General features: G+C 37.5%; 17 protein-coding genes. 4 read left to right on the top strand and 13 right to left on the bottom strand.

Annotated elements, in window-relative coordinates:
- Positions 1–152 precede the first annotated feature (152 nt).
- From CVV21_10340 to CVV21_10395, 12 genes are all read right to left on the bottom strand, one after another.
- On the bottom strand, positions 153–530 hold the full coding sequence (locus CVV21_10340; protein PKL90933.1) for a hypothetical protein: 378 nt from the start codon (positions 528–530) through the stop codon (positions 153–155).
- A complete protein-coding gene (locus tag CVV21_10345) occupies positions 530–742 on the bottom strand; it encodes a hypothetical protein (GenBank protein PKL90934.1) in 213 nt (70 codons plus the stop codon). The genes CVV21_10340 and CVV21_10345 overlap by 1 nt, the downstream gene beginning before the upstream one ends.
- A gap of 23 nt (positions 743–765) precedes the next feature.
- Entirely contained in the window at positions 766–1602 is an 837-nt protein-coding gene (locus CVV21_10350) for a shikimate dehydrogenase (GenBank protein PKL90935.1), read from the bottom strand.
- A 20-nt stretch (positions 1603–1622) separates the two neighbouring features.
- Positions 1623–2939, bottom strand: a complete 1317-nt coding sequence (locus CVV21_10355; GenBank protein PKL90936.1) for a hypothetical protein — start codon at positions 2937–2939, stop codon at positions 1623–1625.
- Complete coding sequence (locus CVV21_10360; protein PKL90937.1) at positions 2927–3676, bottom strand: hypothetical protein; 750 nt, start codon at positions 3674–3676, stop codon at positions 2927–2929. The genes CVV21_10355 and CVV21_10360 overlap by 13 nt, the downstream gene beginning before the upstream one ends.
- Before the next feature lie 37 nt (positions 3677–3713).
- A complete protein-coding gene (locus CVV21_10365) occupies positions 3714–4586 on the bottom strand; it encodes a hypothetical protein (GenBank protein PKL90938.1) in 873 nt (290 codons plus the stop codon).
- Between the two features lie 2 nt (positions 4587–4588).
- Positions 4589–5404, bottom strand: a complete 816-nt coding sequence (locus CVV21_10370) for a hypothetical protein (protein PKL90939.1) — start codon at positions 5402–5404, stop codon at positions 4589–4591.
- 7 nt (positions 5405–5411) lie between these two features.
- Positions 5412–6278, bottom strand: coding sequence for a hypothetical protein (locus tag CVV21_10375; protein ID PKL90940.1), 867 nt, complete (start codon positions 6276–6278; stop codon positions 5412–5414).
- 1 nt (position 6279) lies between these two features.
- Complete coding sequence (locus tag CVV21_10380) at positions 6280–7032, bottom strand: hypothetical protein (GenBank protein PKL90941.1); 753 nt, start codon at positions 7030–7032, stop codon at positions 6280–6282.
- Positions 7033–7150: 118 nt separating this feature from the next.
- Positions 7151–8728, bottom strand: a complete 1578-nt coding sequence (locus tag CVV21_10385) for a hypothetical protein (protein PKL90942.1) — start codon at positions 8726–8728, stop codon at positions 7151–7153.
- Entirely contained in the window at positions 8715–8966 is a 252-nt protein-coding gene (locus CVV21_10390) for a hypothetical protein (protein PKL90943.1), read from the bottom strand. Before CVV21_10390 ends, CVV21_10385 begins: the two co-directional genes overlap by 14 nt.
- Before the next feature lie 12 nt (positions 8967–8978).
- Complete coding sequence (locus CVV21_10395; GenBank protein PKL90944.1) at positions 8979–9818, bottom strand: hypothetical protein; 840 nt, start codon at positions 9816–9818, stop codon at positions 8979–8981.
- 115 nt (positions 9819–9933) lie between these two features.
- Between CVV21_10395 and CVV21_10400 the strand changes: the two genes are divergently transcribed.
- Genes CVV21_10400 through CVV21_10415 form a run of 4 tightly spaced genes read left to right on the top strand, consistent with a single transcriptional unit; the run spans position 9934 to position 14646 of the window.
- Positions 9934–10989: an acetylneuraminic acid synthetase gene (locus CVV21_10400; protein PKL90945.1), complete on the top strand. Its 1056-nt coding sequence runs from the start codon at positions 9934–9936 to the stop codon at positions 10987–10989.
- 21 nt (positions 10990–11010) lie between these two features.
- Complete coding sequence (locus tag CVV21_10405; protein PKL90946.1) at positions 11011–12012, top strand: hypothetical protein; 1002 nt, start codon at positions 11011–11013, stop codon at positions 12010–12012.
- Positions 12013–13284: a hypothetical protein gene (locus CVV21_10410; GenBank protein PKL90947.1), complete on the top strand. Its 1272-nt coding sequence runs from the start codon at positions 12013–12015 to the stop codon at positions 13282–13284.
- Positions 13285–14646, top strand: a complete 1362-nt coding sequence (locus CVV21_10415; protein ID PKL90948.1) for a hypothetical protein — start codon at positions 13285–13287, stop codon at positions 14644–14646.
- Here CVV21_10415 and CVV21_10420 read toward each other — a convergent pair.
- Positions 14641–16365, bottom strand: a complete 1725-nt coding sequence (locus CVV21_10420; GenBank protein ID PKL90949.1) for a hypothetical protein — start codon at positions 16363–16365, stop codon at positions 14641–14643. The two genes, CVV21_10415 and CVV21_10420, sit on opposite strands and share 6 nt — an antisense overlap.
- Between the last annotated feature and the right edge of the window lie 11 nt (positions 16366–16376).

Below are 16376 nucleotides of genomic sequence, written 5' to 3' on the forward strand. Positions count from 1 at the left end.
TAATTCCCGATAACCGCTCCCGTTTAAAAACTAAACCCGCGGGCTGAAGACCCGCGTCTACCACTGCAAATTCAACTAATCAAAGCGAGACGCAATATATTGCGTCTCTACTATAAAGAACGAATAATAACCGCGGACGGAGTTTATGGCAATTACGGCGTATATGTTTTCTGCCTGACCACGCTTCCATTCCTATAATACTCTGACTTTATCAGTTTGCCCTGTTTGTCATAATATTTAAATTCGCCGACGCGTTTGCCTTTTTTTATAACACCTTCGTGTTCTTTCACATTACCCTCGTAGTAAAAAACTATCATGCCGTTGGCTGAGCCTTTTTTAACTTCCTGCGTTATCTTTATATCGCCGGATTCGTAATACCAGATAAGTTTGCCGTGCTTAAGCCCTTTGACAATGGGTATTTCTGCCAGCAGCTTTCCTGAAGGATAAAATACCTTTTCTATTTTTTCAGGTTTGGCCGTACACGCCGCCATTAACAGCAGCGCTATAAAAATTACCGAGATTTTTTTCATCAGATTCGTTTCCCGTCCTTATATTTTGCCTTTGTATCAGGTTTTATTTCCTGCTGCTCTTTTTCAAGCACTTCTTTTTCTTTTTTAATAAGTTCTTCTTTAAAGTTTTTTTTATGCTTTCCTTTGTTGTGCGCGGGCTGGACTGCATTGTGCCTCTGGTCAATGCGCATTGACCTGTCAGTGTCAATAGGAGTCAGTTTTTCATCGCTCATACAACACACCCCCTTAAAACAATTTATTTTTTATTAAAGTATTTATTAAGTTTCTCTTTTATAAGCGGATAGTCGGATTTTTTTCCTGTCCATATTTTAAAAGATTCCATCCCCTGATAAATTAGCATATCCAGCCCGTTTATTATTTTCGCGCCCATCTTTTCCCCGCGCGCCAGAAACTCCGTTTTTTCGGGGTTGTAAATAATATCATAAACAACCGCGCCTTTTTTTAACTTTTCAATTTCATACACCACGTGATTGCCGTGCATGCCGACTGACGTGCAGTTAATTATAAAATCCGCGGAGGCAATAACTTTATCTTTTGCAGCGCTTTTTTTAATATCCCCTATCACGGCTTTTTTTAATCCCAGTTTCTTAACAAGATTTTTTGTCATTGGAATATCTATGTTATAAATATAAAAGTTGGAAGGTTTCTGTGTCATCAAAGCGTAGCCAATTGCATGCGCCGCGCCGCCGGCTCCCAGCATTACCGCTTTTTTGCCTTTAAGATTTATCTTTGCTTTTTTCAGAGTGGCAAGAAACCCCAGATAGTCCGTATTGTATCCCGTAAGCCTGCCATTGACGTTTTTAACGGTATTAACCGCACCTATTCGTTCTGCCGCTGCGTCAATTTCATCCAGCAGAGGCATTACAGCGTGCTTGTGCGGAATTGTGACGTTAATACCCTTTATATTTTCTTTTCTTACGCGCTCTATCATGGCGGGTACATTTTCCGGTTCTGTTTCAAACACCCTGTATTCCCAGTTCATTTTGTATTTTTTAAACACAGCGTTGTGCATTACAGGTGATAAGGTATGGGAAAGAGGAAACCCGATTATTCCGGTGATTGTTTTTTTCATTATCTGCTCCTGATTATCTTTTATCTTCCTGCAGCTGTCATATCCCCTATTACAATTGTGGGGCTTCCATAATTAAAATAAAATACGCTGTCCTCACATACATCTTTCACATTCATTAACACGTCTTTTATATTGCCTGTTACAAGCATTTCCTTTACCGCCTGCTTTATTTCCCCTTTTTCCAGCAGCCACCCGTTTAAACCAAGCGAAAAATTACCGGACACAGGGTCAGCGGTATGAAGCCCCATTAAAGAGTTTATTATAAGGCCGCTGCCTTTCATTATTTTATCTTTCCTGGAATCCCCCGGCACAATGTAGAAGTTGGACACCCCGCATTCCGGAAGCGTCTTAAAACTGCCGCGTATGCCGTTGCCGCCCGGCGTTTTTTTAAAGAAATCCGCGGATGATATGTCATATAAAAATTCCATAAGCCTGCCGTGTTTAATAAGCATTTTATTGGCGCCGGCAGTCCCTTCGCCGTCTGTTCCAAAACTGCCCGCGCGAAAAGTCAGAAGCGCATCATCATTAATATTAAGTATGGACGAAGCAACCGTGTCGCCTTCTTTATTGGCGCCAAAAAGCGATTTGCCCTTGCGGATATTGGAAGCGTAAAATAACGGCGCAAGTATCTGCAAAAAATCCACAGCAGCCTGAGGCGGCAGTATAAGGTCGTATCTTCCTGTCTTTAACGCGCCGCCGCCTAAAAGCATATCCGCTTTTTGTGCGGCCTCACGGCCAAGCGCTTCAGCGTTAATATCCTTAAATACACACGAACCTGTCATAACCTCTGACGCTTCCTGAACGGCGCCGTCTGAAGATATTGCGGAAGTAAAACAGTAAAAATAAGTCTTGTCAGATGAAGAAACAGCGCCCTGCGTGTTCATGTAATGGGAGCTGCTTTTTACGTCTGTAAGATTTGTATCCCTTACAAACTTAACTTTTTTTCCGTATTTTTTTACCGCCGCTTCAGTTTCAAGCGCCTTGTCCTGCCTTATCTTTGAAGTGATACTGCTGTAATCAGGGTCAATGGTATCCGGAGGGGTGCATTTGCAGAAAGACGGCATTGTATATGTTTCATATCCTTCTATAAGGGCCGTGTCAGCGGCTTTATGAACCGCATTCTTTGCCTCTGCCGCATCTTTAGCCGTGAAATATGAAAAACCCATTTTTCCGTTTTTAAAAACCCTTACAGCACACCCAAAAGAATCTGACTGCCTTATCTGGTCAATTTCACCGTCGTTAACCATTGTTTCATTTTTAAGGTTTTCTTCGCAGTAAGCGTCGCCTTTTAACCCAAGCGCGTTTATTTCTGCAAGTACAGTTTTTAAGATTTCCACGTGCTTCTCCTTATCGCCTGCACCAGAACAGTTGCCGCCGCAATGGCCGCGGTTTCCGCCCTTAAAATGGTATCGCCTATGCTGACCGGTATGAATTCTTTTTTTATCAGGATTTCCGCTTCTGATTCGTCAAAGCCGCCTTCGGGCCCTATTATAAAATATACCTTTTCTTCAAACCCTTCAAGTTTTACCGCTTCATCTATCAAAAAATTCTTTTCTTCTTTTTCATAAATAAAAAATTTAAGCGAATGTTCAGCAGTTTCAAGCGCGGATACGCTTTCAACAACCGGCAGTAATTTTGGTTTGTTCATTCTGCCGCACTGTTTTACGGCTGTATAAATTATCTTTTCCCACCTGTCATTCTTTTTTTCTTCATCCTTAATTTTTATTATAGTGCGGTTTGTTATTACGGGTATTATTTCATCCACGCCAAGTTCGGTTAATTTTTCAAGCATAAGTTCCATCTTATCTTTTTTAATAAGCGAAATTATGGCGCATATCTGCGCTGTGCTTTTCTTTCTGTCCCGTATTTTATTTAAGACTTTAATCCTTATTACCCCGTCGTGCCTGTCTATTTCTTTTATTTCCGCTTCATATTCGCCGTGTTCATAGTTGAACACATTAACTTTCTCGCCCGGTTCCATCCGCAGCACGGTTACGGCGTGGTTGTAATCATTTCCTGTTATTTCCGCGCTTTCTTGTGATATCTTATTTACAAAAAACCTGTGGCGTGCCATAAAACTCCTTATGCAGACAATCTTCCTTTTTTTCCAGTTACGGTTCAAATACCTTTATGCTTGCCGCGTTTTCAACATAAACAAAAGTGTTGTTTACATCTATTAAAGACGGTTTTATAACTTTACCGTTTCCTTCGCCGTAATCCGCCCACGTCTTTAATTTATTTCCGTTTGAACAGCTGTATTCCATTATCCCAGCTTCACAAGGCACATACAAAATTCCGTCTTTAACGTCTATTCCTTTTATATCCGTACCGGGCTCTATTTTTCTTAAAAAACCGCCGCTTAGATTTAAAAACGATATCCTGTCAAGCTCTGAATCCGCGACTACTATTTCATTATTATAAAAACACATATCAGAAATTTCCATAAACTGCCCGTCAGCCGTCCCCGCGGAGCCAATAATAATATTTGTGGAATTCAGTTTGTTTAAAATTATATCTTTATTGTACTTTTCAATATACGTCTCATAGGCTATATAAATAAAGCTGTCATCCACAATTACTTTATGGGCGTTAGCGGTAAGATTCACCGCAAAATCAGATAAAATACCCGATGTTGATATAACTGTTAAAGTATTTCCATCCGGCGCGCCCCACGCGTCAAGCACATAAATATATGAATTATTCAGATGTACACTTTTGGGCGCTTTAAAAACATCCGGTTCTGTTTCCCATTTTTCATCGCCGTTTTTATCAAAACAATAAAGAAGCGCGGCGGTTTCATCAACAATAAAAATATCATTGCCATAAGCGTCAAAATCCGTCACTTCAGATAAATTGCCTATGCTTCCGGTATAGTGCATTCCGGCATAATTGGATGCTGCAGGGTCGGTGGGGTTAACACGTTTCATGTCCTTGCAGGATATTATAAATATAACTGCAATAACCATTACAATAATTTTTTTCATATTTACCACCTTATTTCCGCGGACGCCATAACCGCGCCGCTTTCATTTATATACACAACACCTCTGGCTTCGGGGCTGTTATAACTTAACCCCGCGTCCACAATGCCGGCGGCATAAAGCCCGCCCGCTACCAGCCCGAAAATAAGCGCGCTTGTCGCGGCTTCTTCCGCTTTTTTAAAAGCCGCTTCCTGGTTTTCATTTGTCTTTAAATACTTGTCATATTTTGTATGCTGGTCTGCCACATTGTAAATTGTAAGGGCTGTACTAAGGGCAAATGACGCGCCCACTAATACCCCTTTTAAATGCTGCCCATTATGCATCTGCCCGAACCCAGGCAGCACGGCTGAACGCCAGATAGAATCTATGGGTTCCCTTGGCTGCGTGGCTTTCTGCTTTTTTTCTATAAAAGAATTATAATATTCCATAAAATCTTTGGCATCTTTATCTTCGGGGTCAAGTTCCATCACTTTTCTGAAAAGCGGAAGCGCGTATTTATGCTGTTTCATCTGATAGTAGCAGAATCCCGTATTTTTCCACCCTTCTTTAAACGTGGGGTCTATTTTAACCGACGCGTAAAAAAACCTTGCAGCATTTTTATAATCTTTTGCCTTAAACAGAGCTTCTCCCTTTTTAAAATACAACATTGCCTTGTCGCGCACAGGGTTTTTCATTTTTTCGGATTCAGTTTGCACCTGCTGAAGAAATACAGACATGGCTTCATCTTCGCTCTGTGCTTTTTCTGTTTCTTCATAAAAAGCAGATGCCGCAGATGAAACGATTAAACAAATTATTATCATGAACAAAATACTTTTTTTCATCTTATTTTTACTCCCCGAATTTCTTTATAGTTGAACCGTCCTGGATATATATTAACCCGTCAGCGGCATTATAGGCAATACTTTTTCCGTTTAAAACCCTGCCCGGCCCTTCGCCAAAATCCCCCCACTTAAGCAAAACTTCAAGCGCGCCGTCTGTTTTGTAAACCGCGCTTTCCGACAATATTTGCAGCGCGCCTTCCTGAATACATGCATCTATAATATTGGCGGTAAAATCAATTACCTGCGGATTGCTTAAATTCTGGTCGTATTTAATTACCTGTTTTTTATTAAGTTTGTTTACCACATATACGGAAGTGTTGAACTTAAAAATCTCCCCCGGAGTAAAGTAACCCTGCGCGGTCACGCTTACAGGTACAGTTAACTGCGCGCCGCCGGTGTCAGAAATACGGTATATTTCATTGTCATATTCGTTGGAAATGTATAAATTGCCGTTCATCCATTCTATATATAAGCTGTCAATTCCCGAAGAAGCGGTAAAGGCAAGCGGGGTTATCGTATTAAACATATCATTCTGAATTTTCTGCACGTTTTCGGACCTGTCAACGCCATAAATATTTCCGCTGTCATCCGCGCATATATCAGAAATTCCGCTAAACAAACCAAGCGGCGTACCTGATGCCGTTTTTACAACGCAGCCGCCGTAATTTTCTTTTGTCACAGCGTAAGCAATATAGCCGCCGGCGTAAGCAATTGATTCTATCTGAAAATCTGCAGGATAAAGTTCTTCCCCTTTATAGGTAATTCCCCTGTAGTCTGCCGAAGACGGATCACACGGATTTTTCCGTGAAAGTTCGCTGCATCCGGAAAAAACAGCTGTTAAAATCAGTATGAAAAGAAGGTTAAATTTACGCATATTAATACCTGTAGTTTATGATATTAAAGGCAAGCATATCGCCTTTTATTTCTATCATAGAATTCATTTTGTTCATATCCACACCGATTTTATCATACTCCGCGCCTGTCATGAAGCCGTCCACTATGGAAATAAGCCACACGGTTCCAAGCATGGCAAGCGGTATGATTACGCGGCTGTTAGCATCCTGCGCGGCCTTATATTTTAAATCAAAATCAGTATTGGCGTTGTAATAAGCGTCCACAGCCTGCTGCTGATCAATTGTATATTTAATTACCGCAGCGGTGCTGGCAAGAAATGAGAGCGAGTATATGTACCCTTTTACAAGCTCGTCATTGTAAAACTGCCCAAGGCCCGGAAACACCGCGGAGCGCCACATAATATCGCCTTTTAATTTCTTCTGCTTTTTTCCTGCTGCGGCTGTTTTGGAAGGCTCATTTATTTTGGGGTTTATCATATCCAGATATTTTTCAGCAGTTTTTTCGCCGGGTTTTATCATAAGCACGTATTTGAAAATAAGCTTGGCATTACGGTACTTTTTCATGTTGTAATAGCACATTCCAAGCCCAAGCCACGCCTGCCACATTTTTTTATCTTTCTTGACTGCAGCATTATAATATTGAAGGGCCTTATTAAGGTCATTCTGCTTATGGTAGGTTATGGCATATTTGTAATATTTGACAGCCAGACTGTCAGCGGCAAAAACATTTGTGATAAAAACAGTAAGTAATACCGTTATTACAAGCCTTTTCAACTCTTTGCCACCCCGTGATATTTTGTCGGTTATCTTAAATTTACCAAAAAATCTGGCAAAATGAAAGGTATATTTGGGTTTTTCAATACGGGACAGGTGTATTAAAAGTACCCGCCAATTATAAAATTTTATATATAATTAATTCATTTTCTTTGCCTTCATTAAAAATTTTAACTGATATAAATCCGTATTTTTCCGCTTCTTTTGGTGACATTAAAAATTTAAGGTTATTTCTTAATTGAAACATAAATCTTTTATCCGCAATTATATAATCCACTTCATTTTCAGCAAAAAATCTTTTAATATCAGGTATCTTCGTATCAACAGATGGAAGTTTAACTTGCCAGGCATCGCAATAATAAATTACAAAACTTTTGCGTGAACTGATTCTTAAAGAAGCAGGCAAAATATGATTTTCTTTAAGCCATAAACCTGCATCTCTATGTTCAACAGGGTAGTTGTCTTTTATATAATCATAATTAAAATGACTGGCCGTCAGCTTTATATTAAACAGCAGAAAAACCGGTATAACCAGCAATAACAATACAGCAGTTATATCAGTTGTTCTGGAATTTGAATTAAATAACGACATAATTAAACAAATCACCAAAAAAGAATAAGAATATAAATATCTTTCCTCCGCGTGAAAAATAAAATATACAAAAATTAACAGCAGAAATATGACTGTTGTTGCTAAAAAACGAATATTGATTTTCGGCTTTTCTTTAGTTAGCTTCGTCAAAATTAACAACAGTAAAATAATAATAAAAATATAACCTGCGCCGTTTTCTTTTAATAGAAAATTCAGCGTTCTGGCGCCGTGATATGAAACAATTTTAACAACCATAAAAGGATCCGAAATTATGTCAGAAAATAAAGTTGATTTATTTTTTTCTGTTTCTTCCCACGAATACTTATCAGAAACAAAAGATTTTGATTGCGAATAAACCAGATTGGATTTACCGGATATTTTAAACTCACCCGTTTTAGATTTTATAAACATAATATATGGAGAAACAGTAATTAATACAAAAACAACAAGTAAAAAAGCATGTAATATTTTCTTTTTTAAAGACGATTGTTTTAAAAAAATAATTATAACAATGTATAACAGCAGCAGAAAGACAGCTTCCGGCCTTGCAAAATATAATAAACCTATTAAAAAACCTGAAAGTATAGTTTCATTAAAACCAAGAGATGTATTCTTTAATGATAATAAAAATAAAAGACATAATAAAAATGAAAACACAGCTTCACCAAGGGCGCTGCCCGATAAGAAAAATAAATGAGGATGAAACAGTAAAACCGATGACGAAGCAAATAGCACAAAAATATTTACTTTATCTTTTAGACTGACAAAAAGCAACAATGGGATAAGCGTTGTAACAACGCTGTTAAAAATTTTCGCCCATAAGAATACATCATTTGTAATCAGCGATATAAATCCAAGTATTGCGGGATAAAGAGGGCTTCTTAATAAATTAAAACCTGTTCCGGTTTTAGGCGATTCGTAACCATACCCATGTAAAAGATTATAACCAAGCTCTTCCATTGCGATGTAGTCTGTAGGAGGAATTGGAATATTAAAAACATATAACATTTTGTTAAAAAAAGATATCCCAAGTAAACTGAAAAAAATCCAATTTAAAGTTTTTACAGAGTAATTAACAGGCTCCATAAACTTAAAAAGCTTCAACATTCCCCCTTTTTACCCCAAAAATAGGCGCTATTTTCCATGCCGCCAGGAAAAAATTCACCATTAAAAGTTTTATCAAATATTTCGCCAAGGTTAACCCGGTCAAGGTTGTCATGAATAAGCACAACAGAATCTTTTCCCTTAATAATGTATCTTGTGAAAAAATTAAAAATGCCGCGGCTGTAAACAGTAACAATAGTTTTTTTGACGAAAGGTTAATAACGAATCCCCCCTGCATACTTTAATTATTTTATTCTCCGGTGTCTTTTCTGAAAGAAGCGATAATGAATCCGGAAGTTATTGCAAAATCAATCATTATTTTAAAAAATAAAAATAACGGGCTTTTGAATTTCAATGATTTATATAATCCTATGGGAATTGACCTGAATATTGAATATTTTAAAAGCAATTTTATAACCGCGGCAGCGTTTTTTACGTGGTGTATTCTTCCTTTGCCGTATTTTTTTGCGTCATTATATGCCCTTTCAAGGGTATCGGGATTATAATGAAAAGCCACCGAATCCTTAACAATAAATGCCTTACGCCCCACCCTGTCCGCAATGACATCCTGTCCCTGAGCCCTTTCAACATGATTTCCGCCGCAATTTATAAATACATCTTTCTTAATGGCTCTGAATACGTCATAATACTCCGCATCAGCGCCTATCGGAAAAGCCTTTCTGTCAAAAGGTTCATTATGGGCTATGCTCCACAGCCTTGAAACTTTATTTTCAGGATTCGCAACCTTTTCAATCCCTATAAATGTACCCGCTTCTTTCCCGTCCAAAATAGGTTTAACCAGTTTCTCAATTGTATCTTCCTGCAAAAACATATCTCCGTCAATAAATACCAGTATCTGCCCCTTTGCTTCTTTGGCTCCCCAATTTCTTGCCGTACCCGCCCCCTTATGTTCCTGGCGAAGAATTACAACATCTTCCTTTTTAAGGATTTCAAGGGTACTGTCTTTTGAACCGTCATCAATAACAATAATTTCAATACCATGCGGATATGTCTGGTTTTTTATTGAATCAATACATTTTTTAATGTATTTTTCTTCATTATATACGGGAATAATCACGGAAACCTGCATTAATTCCTCCTCTGCGGTTATTGTTCAGTATTGTAAACTACTTTTAAGTGGAAATCAATATTTACTTGTTGTATACTCATTTTACGCAGAAAAAATATAATATTCCGGATAAAAAATGAAAAAAACACTTAAAAACGCAGAGTATTTGGACCCTTATATTATTGCCGAAATCGGCGTTAATCACGGCGGCAGTATGGATCTGGCTAAAAAAATAATACAACTGGCTGCCGCAGCAGGGGCTGATGCCGCAAAATTTCAAACTTACAAAGCCGATAAACTGGCATCAAAAGGACATTCTCCTTATTATTGGGATATTAACGAAGAACCTGCTGAAAATCAGCACTCTCTTTTTTCAATGTATGACAAATTTGGAGAAACTGAATACAAAGAACTTAAAAAATGCTGTGATGAAAATAATATTGATTTTTTGTCCACCCCGTTTGACCTGGAATCAGCAGATATGATTGACCCGCTTGTGCCGTTTCACAAAATCGCATCGGCAGACATTACCAATATCCCATTATTGCGTAAAATAGCGTCAAAGAAAAAAACAATACTTCTTTCCACGGGAGCATCCACAAACAAAGAAATAACAAACGCGATAAATACCTTATACAACCCGGACTTATCTGAAATATATCTGCTACACTGCGTTCTTAATTACCCCACCCCCAAAGAACACGCGCAATTGGCCCTTTTGACAAATCTTAAAGCGGATTTTAAAAACGTTTCGGGATTCGGCTATTCCGATCACGTTGCCCCAAACACAGACGGAACAATGCCGGCGCTTGAAATGGCGGCGATTCAGGGCGCGGTTATTATAGAAAAACATTTTACCCATGACAAAAAACTTAAAGGCAACGATCATTATCACGCAATGGATGAAAAAGACCTGAAAGCTTTCAGGATAAAACTTTCAGAATATAAAGAAATTTACGGCAGCGGAAAAAGAAATCTTGAATGGGAAAAAAAAGCCGTAACAAATGCAAGAAGGCGCATTGTCGCATCCAAAAACATTAAAACCGGCGATGAAATCAATGAAGGCAACATTATTGCATTAAGGGCAAATACAGGAATAGAAGTATCTTTCTGGGATAATATTATCGGAAAAAAAGCGGCAGCGGACATTCCTTCAGGAAAGCCGCTTGAAAACAATGATATTTCTGAATAATTTTTTATCCCCGGTGCCTCTATGATAATAACCATAACAGGCGCTTTTAGAAACGCGGGAGACCACCTGATTGTTGACCGCGCATTAACGCTTCTGCGGAAATATTCTGACAAAGACATAATAAACATTAACAGAAAACATATTAAAGAAACTGATTACCGGCTTTTTAATAAAGCAAAAGCCGTTATCCTGTGCGGCGGGCCCGCATATCAGGAAAATATTTACCCTGAAATATATAACCTTGATTTAAACAGAATAAACGCCCCCGTCATTCCGCTTGGGCTTGGTTATAAACAAGCATCGGAAAAATTCAGTTTTTCAGAAAAAAGCCTTGATTTTATAAGGACTATACATAAAAAAATTAAAAATTCAAGCGCCAGGGATATAATGACAAAAGAAGTTTTAAAAAAGATTAAAATCAACAACGTTATAATGACGGGATGCCCGGCTTGGTATAATATGGATAAGTTAAATAAAAATTTTACCTTTAAAAAAGAATCGCAGATTAATAAAGTTGCTTTTTCAGTACCCGCAAAAGTAACAGCGGATACAATTAAAATAATGAAGTATATATCAGAAAGATTTTCCGAAAAAAAACTTATATGCACTTTTCATCACGGTTTTTTCACCAGATTTGACAGGGACGGCATTAAAACCATGATTGGCTTTTTAAAATGCGCGTCTTACGCAAAAAAATACGGCTTTAAAACAGAAGATATGAATTCAAGTTCTTCAAAATTTAAAATCTATGACGATGTGGACCTTCACATAGGTTACAGGGTTCATGCCCATATATTCTTCCTTTCAGAAAGAAAAGCCACACTTCTTATTTCAGAAGACAGCAGGGCCAAAGGGCAGTCAGCCACCCTTGGCACCCCGGATATATGCGGAATTGATACGGTATCCGCCCTAAAAAAAGAAATTGACGCCCACTTTCATACAAAAGGAACGGCAATTAAACGCGCCGTAAATAAAATGAAAAAAACATTTCCTGTCATGAAAAATTTTTTAAAGGGCATATAATTGAAAAAAAATTCTTTATTAAACCATTTTACTTTTCATTTTGGAATATACTTTACTTCAACCATTATTTCAAAGATAATACCTTTTTTACTGCTTCCGGTAATTACAAAAATTCTTATACCGGCAGAATACGGAAAATGGTCGGTTTTTTCTTCAATACTGGTTTTTACCGTCCCCTTTGCCGGCTTAATGATGAGATATCATATAGCAAGGTCATATTACAAATTATCCAGAGAAAAAATGGGGGAATTACTTTCTAATGTCATTTTTATAACCCTGATAAGCAGCATTTCCATTTTTCTTCTTTCTTTAATATTTTCATTGTTTTATAAAAACTTTTTTCTGGACTACCGTATATACCTGATTCCTTTATTGGCCTTTTTAACATGCATTTCCGAATATTTTACCACTATATTAAGATATGAAAAGAAACCCCTTCTTTACGCTGTTTTTGAATTAAGCGGCACCCTGATTCTTTGGACAATCGCGGTCGCGCTGATTATATCGGATATTATGAAATGGGAAGGCATGCTTGCCGGTTCTGTCTTATCCGCCTTTTTAATAACCGTATTTTCGCTTATATATTTCAGAAAAAATGGTTTTCTTATTTTTAAATTTTCCAAAGAAGCGGTAAAATCAGCTGTAAAAATAGGAATACCTCTGCTTCCTCACGCGGCTGCCGCTTCAATAATCGCGATGAGCGACCGCCTTATTCTTGTAAAAATGACCACCACGGAAATAGTGGGTATATATTCCGTTGGATATGCCCTTGGAATGACTGTTAATATTTTTATTGAAGCCTTTAACAAAAATTGGGGCCCCTGGATATATGAAAAGCTTACGGAAATATCCGAAGAAATAAAAATTCTTATAGTAAAAAATACATACATTTTTATTGCGGTATTAACGGCCGCTTTTATCGCGGTCTGTGCCGGAGGCAGCCTTTATATTAATTTCTTCATAGATCCAAAATACCATTCAGCGGTGCCTGTCCTTTATTGGGCCGCTTTAGCGGCGTTTTTTAGAGGGCTTTACATAGCAATCTTTCCATATATGACTTATCTTGGAATAACTTACATCTATTCCGTAATTTCGGTAATATCAGGTGTTTTCAATGTAATACTTACCATTATCCTGGTTAAGTATTACGGAATGATAGGCGCCGCACAGGCGACAGCGGCGGCATTTTTTCTTATGTTTATTTTGCTCTTTATATTCAGTAATTCCAGATTTCCGATGCCGTGGCTTTTCTTTTTAAAAAGGGTTAAATAAATGGGAAAAAACCATTCCGTTAATGATGTATGCGGTTTTTTCTGGAACATAGAAAAAAAATATAACCTTTTAAACCGCAGCATTAACGGAATTTATATCTGGCAGGCTTTAAGAATAGACGTATATTATAAATTAACCGCCAAAATAGGCCTTTTTACCCCTCCTGCTCCCCCTCGCAAGAAAACAATTATGGGAAGGGCTTTAAAATTATTGACAGAATTTTATTATTTTGTATTTAATAACCCTTTCTTAAAAACAAAAAACACAGACACTGCTGTCCTTCTTCATCCAAGAAAAATATCCCGGCAGGACATATATTCTTCTTCACTTCTAAAAGAATTTAAGAGAATTAACAAGGACATTTACATATTTGATGTTATGGGTTCTCCTGAAAATGATTACGTTACATTTGATCCATATAAAAAAGCCGCGCATATATGGGCGGTTATCAATAAAAAATATATTTCGCTTTCCCCTGCCGATTTGGAAGTAATTAAAAACATAGAACAGGAAATATATTCCGAATACGCTGTCCGCCTTGACCTTTTACCGCTTATTAAATACAACATAATCAACTTTAAATTTCTTCTCGCCGTATATCGTAAATTTCTCAGGCAAAAAAAAGTTAAAAAACTTTATGTGGTCGTGGGGTATGTTAATACCCCTCTGATAGCCGCGGCTAAAAGCGTTAATACAGAAGTCATAGAACTTCAGCACGGTATAATTACAAAATATCACCTTGGTTACAGTTATCCTGACAAAGGAAATATACACTACATGCCGGACAAGCTTTTGTGTTTTGGAAAATACTGGTATGAATCAACACCCCTTCCTTCAAATACAAAAACAGCGGTTTTAGGCGCCCCTTTTATCCTTGAACCGGGTAAAAAATACAGCGCACAAAAAGAAAAAAACTCCGTCCTTTTTGTTTCTCAGGGCGTTATTGGAGAAAAACTTTTCAATTTTGCCCTTCAAACCGCGAAAATACTGCCTTCTTATAACATCAAATTTAACCCGCATCCAAGTGAAAATTACAATGATTATGAAAAACTTTTTTCAGAAAATACTTTAAAGAATTTTTCATTAACAGAAAAAAAATACAACATATTTGAACTTCTGGCAATGTCAGAATATCAGGCGGGGGTCTTCTCAACCACCCTTTTTGAAGGAATGGTGCTTAATACAAAAATTATACTTATTGACATGGCAGGATCCGAATATATGGCGCCGGTTATTGAAAAAAAAGACGCCATTCTTGTAAAAACACCGGAAGAACTGGCTTTAAAAATAAACACAGCCGGATTAGCGGCAAATATTTCAGATTATTACGCGCAGCCGGCCGATAAAATCACGGATTTATAATTCAACTTTTATTATATTGGATATTTTTCTGACTATTTCCCTGTTTGTCCGGCCTTTGACCGTTGTTTTGGCGTAAAAATGAAGTTTTTTCCTTAATTCATAGTTTTGTATCAGTTTATTTATCTCTTCAGATAATTTCTTATCGCTGATATCCGCGCCTAACCCCAGATTTATTACCCCGCATTCTTTTTTTGCGTGCGTGTGCGTGGTTTCCTTTTTATTCTGACACATACATAACACGGGAGTTCCCAGCGTCATAAGTTCCGTTATTGTCCTTCCGGCGCTTGAAAGCGCAATATCCGCTTCTTTCATTATTTTTGGCATATATTTTACATTGGTAAGCACTTCGCCTTTTAAACCGTATTCATTTAAATCTATCTTTCTGTTTTTTCTGCCAAGTCCCTGTACTGCCCTGACAAACCCCTTATATTTAATTGCTTTAAGCGCGTTTAAGGCTTTTATTGTAAGATTTGAAGGATCTGTCCCTCCAAAAAGCAGCAGAATATTATCAACAGATTTATTTATTTTCTTATCCGGATTAACCCAAGTAAATGAGGGGTGTAAAAAAGCATTTTGGACTCCTGTCAGTTGTTTGGCGTCTTCCACTTCCGGGTTTTTATACAGGTCGCTTATAAGAAGATCCGCAATTTTAGCCCCGGGCCCCATATCCTCCAGTGTTATAACAACCGCACCCGTGGACTTCAACCGCTTTACATAATCATACCGTGTATCAAGCTGATCAAGAATAATTATGTCCGGCTTCATTCTTTGGGAAAGTTTTACAAATTCAGAATCACTTTTTACGCCTATAAAATTATGGGGCATATCCTTAAAAAAAGAGCTGCTTAATTTTTTATTTCCATAAATATTTGAAACAATATACGTTTCATGTTCTGAAAGTTCATAAGCAATTGCGGAACTTCTGTACAGATGGCCCATGCCAATTTTCAGGCTTGAATCCGCTTTTATAAGTATTCTTTTCCTTTTTACTATATACTCTGCCGCGTACCAGTCTATATAATCATCGATATCCATGCCTTCAACTTTATCAACCGAAATAACAGCAACCGGTTTTATTATTCTTGTTTTATGTTTTTGAATATCTTTTACCCTGGCTCCTATAATTGCGCCTGATTCAATGTAATTGGCAGGCAGTTCCTGCCTGTTTACCCTTTTTTTATACGCCGGAATCAGCTCCCCTTTGCTGTTCATTTTCCATGACAAAAACCTGTCATCCACAGCTGTCAAAATTGAACCATTATTTTTTATAAGCTTTTTTGCTTTAATTATGGTTTCGGTCTTTAAAAAAGGGCAGGTTGCCTGGACAGTAAAAAAATAATCATCCCCTTTTGCCCCTAATTTATAAAGTTCACTGAGTGTATTATAAGCCACATTATCAAGGGTTGCCTTGCCTGTTGTTTTTTCTTCCATTACAATATTAACTTCATAACCGCGGGCAATTTCACTCAGTTCTGCATCATCAGTAACAACAACAACCTGTTTTTTATTTTCAACTTTCAAAATAGTTTCCAGAACATACGCCAAAAGGGGTTTGCCTCCAAGATTCCTGGCATTCTTTCTTAAAACATCTTTAGAACCGCCTCTGACGGGTATCATGTACCATGTTTTCATGCAGTCGCTCCATTTTACGGCTGTAATTATTTTTATTGATAAAATAACCTTATCTGACAGATTATTACACATTTTAATATAAATCAAACAATAAAAAA

This window comes from Candidatus Goldiibacteriota bacterium HGW-Goldbacteria-1, from assembly GCA_002839855.1.
GTDB lineage: Bacteria > Oederibacteriota > PGYV01 > PGYV01 > PGYV01 > PGYV01.

Coding starts and splice junctions, on each gene's coding strand:
- CVV21_10340 (PKL90933.1), bottom strand. CDS start 530: ATGAAAAAAATCTCGGTAATTTTTATAGCGCTGCTGTTAATGGCGGCG.
- CVV21_10345 (PKL90934.1), bottom strand. CDS start 742: ATGAGCGATGAAAAACTGACTCCTATTGACACTGACAGGTCAATGCGC.
- CVV21_10350 (PKL90935.1), bottom strand. CDS start 1,602: ATGAAAAAAACAATCACCGGAATAATCGGGTTTCCTCTTTCCCATACC.
- CVV21_10360 (PKL90937.1), bottom strand. CDS start 3,676: ATGGCACGCCACAGGTTTTTTGTAAATAAGATATCACAAGAAAGCGCG.
- CVV21_10365 (PKL90938.1), bottom strand. CDS start 4,586: ATGAAAAAAATTATTGTAATGGTTATTGCAGTTATATTTATAATATCC.
- CVV21_10370 (PKL90939.1), bottom strand. CDS start 5,404: ATGAAAAAAAGTATTTTGTTCATGATAATAATTTGTTTAATCGTTTCA.
- CVV21_10375 (PKL90940.1), bottom strand. CDS start 6,278: ATGCGTAAATTTAACCTTCTTTTCATACTGATTTTAACAGCTGTTTTT.
- CVV21_10390 (PKL90943.1), bottom strand. CDS start 8,966: ATGCAGGGGGGATTCGTTATTAACCTTTCGTCAAAAAAACTATTGTTA.
- CVV21_10395 (PKL90944.1), bottom strand. CDS start 9,818: ATGCAGGTTTCCGTGATTATTCCCGTATATAATGAAGAAAAATACATT.
- CVV21_10400 (PKL90945.1), top strand. CDS start 9,934: ATGAAAAAAACACTTAAAAACGCAGAGTATTTGGACCCTTATATTATT.
- CVV21_10405 (PKL90946.1), top strand. CDS start 11,011: ATGATAATAACCATAACAGGCGCTTTTAGAAACGCGGGAGACCACCTG.
- CVV21_10415 (PKL90948.1), top strand. CDS start 13,285: ATGGGAAAAAACCATTCCGTTAATGATGTATGCGGTTTTTTCTGGAAC.